Annotated in this window: 3 protein-coding genes; all 3 read left to right on the top strand. The window is 71.5% G+C overall.

What is annotated here, in order from left to right:
* The first annotated feature begins 369 nt into the window (after nt 1–369).
* Nucleotides 370–906: a DUF2617 family protein gene (locus J0695_RS32950; protein ID WP_206968392.1), complete on the top strand. Its 537-nt coding sequence runs from the start codon at nt 370–372 to the stop codon at nt 904–906.
* A 36-nt stretch (nt 907–942) separates the two neighbouring features.
* A complete protein-coding gene (locus J0695_RS32945; RefSeq protein WP_206968390.1) occupies nt 943–2502 on the top strand; it encodes a polyamine aminopropyltransferase in 1560 nt (519 codons plus the stop codon).
* 41 nt (nt 2503–2543) lie between these two features.
* On the top strand, nt 2544–3187 hold a 644-nt coding region (locus tag J0695_RS32940), incomplete at its 3' end, for an SRPBCC family protein (RefSeq protein WP_206968388.1).

Here is a 3187-nt window from a genome sequence, read left to right as displayed (position 1 = left end):
GCGGGGGCGGGGGATGCGGTGGTTCCAGCTGACACGGGGCAGCTGATTCCACCGGGCATCCCGGACGACGCGCCCGGTGGGTGAACACCCGCCGGGCGCGTTCGTGTTGACCCCGCTGTTGAACGTATGAACCGTGAAGCCCCCGGGGGGATGGAAACCCCGTCAAGTTGGGTAAAAACGCTGTGAGCGCCACGCACTTCATGATTCCCTCGCAGTTGAATGAAGAAGTAGCCCTCGGACCTGAAGCATCGGACCTGCGCATTCGCACAGGTCTGCGGTACGGCTCCGAGAACGCGTCCCCACCACCCCAGACACCCTCCCGGGGAGACCACGGTCCACCCCGCTACACGTGTGTTTTGCGGAGCCCTCATGCTCACGACCCTGACGACCGCCTACACCGACACGCGCGCCGCCGATCTGGCCTGGGCCCTGGGCCGGGAACCGCTGCCCGCCCTGGCCACCCTCGATCTCGAACTGACCGGCGCCAAGCTCCAGATGAGGCTCCTCGGCGCCTCCCACCAGGTAATTCTTGAGGAGGACAACGGAATCTGTTCCGAGACGGTCGCCTGCATCCCCGGGAGCAGCACCCCTTTACCGCTCGGCGTCGCCAAGAGCGTCGGCGGCTGGGAGTACGAGTTCGCCGCCTGCGTCGAGACCCTCTCGCCCGGCGCGTTCGGGGGGCGCGCGCAGGAGCTGCTCGCGCTGGTGGCCGACCATCCGAACGGGCTTGCGGGCACCTTTCCCGGCTCGCCCCACGCCTTCACCGCCATGCTGGCGCAGCGCAGGGACGGCCAGGTGACCTGGCGTACCTGGCATGCGTATCCGCAGGAAGGGCAGCTGGTGGTGACCCGCACCAGGATCGGCGCGCGGACACCTGCCGCACCCGCATTGCACCCTTGTGGGTGACACGTCGTGAGAGTTTCGTAACGTAGCGTTCCCGTCATGATCGACCGGCCCGCGTCCCCCGAGACCCAGGGTGCGCGGCTGTCCGTCACACCGGCGACCGGCCGGGTACTCGTCCTTGCCACGGTCTTCATCTGTGCTGCCTGCGGACTGGTGTACGAACTGGAACTGGTCGCCCTCGCCTCGTACTTGATCGGCGATTCGGTCACCCAGGCCTCGGTGGTCCTGTCCGTCATGGTCTTCGCGATGGGCATCGGCTCACTGCTCGCGAAGCGGCTGCGCTGCCGGGCGGCGGTCGGCTTCGGTCTGGTCGAGGCGGCGCTCGCGCTGGTAGGCGGCTGTTCGGCCCTGGTGCTGTACGCATCCTTCGCCTGGCTGGGCGGCGCCCGCTATGCGCTGGTCGGCTTCTCGCTCGCCATCGGGGTGCTGATCGGCGCGGAGATCCCGCTGCTGATGACCCTGATCCAGCGGGTGTCGAGGCAGGATGCTGGCGGCGCGGTCGCCGACCTCTTCGCGGCCGACTATGTGGGCGCGCTCGTCGGCGGCCTCGCCTTCCCCTTCCTGCTGCTGCCCATGCTGGGCCAGCTGACCGGTGCGCTGCTGACCGGCACGGTCAACGCGGTGGCGGGCGGGGCGCTGGTGCTCTGGCTCTTCCGGCGGGACCTGACGGTCCGCTCCCGGTGGTGGCTCATCACCGCCAATGTGGCGGTGCTGGCCGTGCTCGCGACGGCGACGGCCCAGGTCGGCGACTTCGAGGACGCGGCGCGGCGCGCGGTGTACGGCGCGGATGTGCGGGTCGCGGTGCAGACCGGCGTCCAGGAAGTGGTGCTCACGGGTCCCGTACGAGGCCCGCTCGATCTCTTCCTCGACGGCCGGCTGCGGGTGAACGGCCTCGACGAACACCGCTACCACCAGGCGCTGGTCCGCCCGGCGATGCGCGGGCCCCATGCGCGGGTGCTGATCCTGGGCGGCGGGGACGGGCTGGCCGCGCGGGAGGTCCTGCGGTACGCGGACGTGGTGTCGCTGACGCTGGTGGAGCTCGACCCCGGGGTCGAGAAGCTGGCCCGTACCGACCCGGCGCTCGCCGCACTGAACGCGCACGCCTACCAGGACCCCCGACTGCACGTCGTCACCGCGGACGCCTTCACCTGGCTGCGCTCACCCGACCCCCTGCGCGGGACCTATGACGTGGTGATCTCCGATCTGCCCGACCCCGGGATCACCCCGAGCACCAAGCTCTACTCGGAGGAGTTCTACGGCCTCGCCGGGCGGGTCCTGGCGCCCGACGGCCGCATCGCCGTCCACGCGGGCGCGGTCGGCGCCCGCCCCCACACCTTCTGGACGGTGGTCGCCACGCTGCGTTCGGCGGGGCTGCACCCCCTTCCGTACTGCGCGACGGGCCGCCTCTCCGGCTTCTCGGCGGGCCCGGACCGGGCGGCCTCGGGAGCGCGGGGTGCGCCGGGCGACTGGGGCTTCGTCCTCGCCTCGCGTACGCAGCCGAGCCTGGGGCCCGAGCGGGCCGCGGCCTGGTCGCCGGTGGTGACGAAACCACTCCGCTTGCCCGCGTCGACGCTGGTGCACCCGCGCTACGGCGGCTAAAACGCTGACGGGTGTGGTCTGTCTGAGTAGGCTCGACTCCCATGGAGCATGAGGTGTTCGTTCCGGTTCCGGCAGAGTCCCTCCGAAGGGTCCTGGCGGACCCCGCCCGCGTCGCACGCTGCGTCCCAGGCCTCCAACAGGATGCCGACGGCGAGAGCGGCCCTCTGTCGGGGCGGCTGAAGGTCCGTGTCGGCGGCCACACGATCACCTACCGCGGTGCCCTGCGCATCACCGCACAGGACGGCGGCTTCGCCGTCGAGGGCGAGGGCACCGAGGCGCGCGGACCGGGTTCGGTGAAGCTGTCGCTGACGGTACGGCTGGCGGAGTCGGACGGCGGTACGACGCTGCACTTCGCGGGGACGGCCCGCGGCGAGGGCCGGATCGCCGAGCTCGACGACGCGTCCGCGCTGGCCGCTGCGGAGCGCATCCTGGAACGGTTCGCGGACCGGCTGGGCGCGGAACCGGCGGACGAGGCCGTCGCGGAGCCCGAGAGCGTGCGCGGAGAGGAGCCCGGAGAGGAGCCCGGGGAGGAGCCCGAGGAGGGGTCCGGGGAGGGGTCCGGGGACGCGCGTGCGGACGACACCGCGCCGTCCACGGTGTTCGAGACCGAGGTCCCGCCGCCCTCGCTGGACGTACTGGCCGAGGCGGAGTTCGAGCCGCTCGACTCGCCCCTGGACACCCCTCT

The organism is Streptomyces beijiangensis (genome assembly GCF_017315755.1).
Taxonomy (GTDB): Bacteria; Actinomycetota; Actinomycetes; order Streptomycetales; family Streptomycetaceae; genus Streptomyces; species Streptomyces beijiangensis.
This window is presented reverse-complemented; position numbering and strand designations above follow the sequence as displayed.